The 419-nt window shown below is 61.1% G+C and carries 1 protein-coding gene; it reads right to left on the minus strand.

The features are described 5' to 3' along the window. Positions 1 to 419, minus strand: a 419-nt coding sequence (locus HX855_RS32925) for a potassium-transporting ATPase subunit KdpA (RefSeq protein WP_178948076.1), incomplete at both ends; no start/stop codon positions are given.

A 419-nucleotide genomic window follows, 5' to 3' on the forward strand; every position in this document is an offset into this window, starting at 1 on the left:
CGATGGACAGCGTCTGGTTGGCACCGGCCTGGGTCAGCAGCGGGTTGCCGTTTTGCTCGGCGCCATACACCAGCGCGAGGAAGCCTAAGAACATCACCAGGAACGTGCCGAAAAACACCCAGCCCTGACGGCGTTGCAGCAGCATGCTGCCGAAGGTGTAAGTCAGTGCCGACGGGATCAGCAACATGCTGAGGATGTGCAGCGCGTTGGTCAGCGGTGTCGGGTTCTCGAACGGGTGCGCGGCGTTCATGCTGAAGAAGCCGCCGCCGTTGGTGCCGATATGCTTGATTGATTCGAAGCTCGCCACGGCGCCGACAATCAACTGCTGTTGTGCGCCTTCAAGCGTTGTGGCCAGCGCTTGTGAAGCGAAGGTTTGCGGCATGCCTTGCCACACATAGACCAGCGCCATGCCCACGCAC

The sequence above is a fragment of the Pseudomonas sp. IPO3778 genome, assembly GCF_013386825.1.
Taxonomy (GTDB): domain Bacteria; phylum Pseudomonadota; class Gammaproteobacteria; order Pseudomonadales; family Pseudomonadaceae; genus Aquipseudomonas.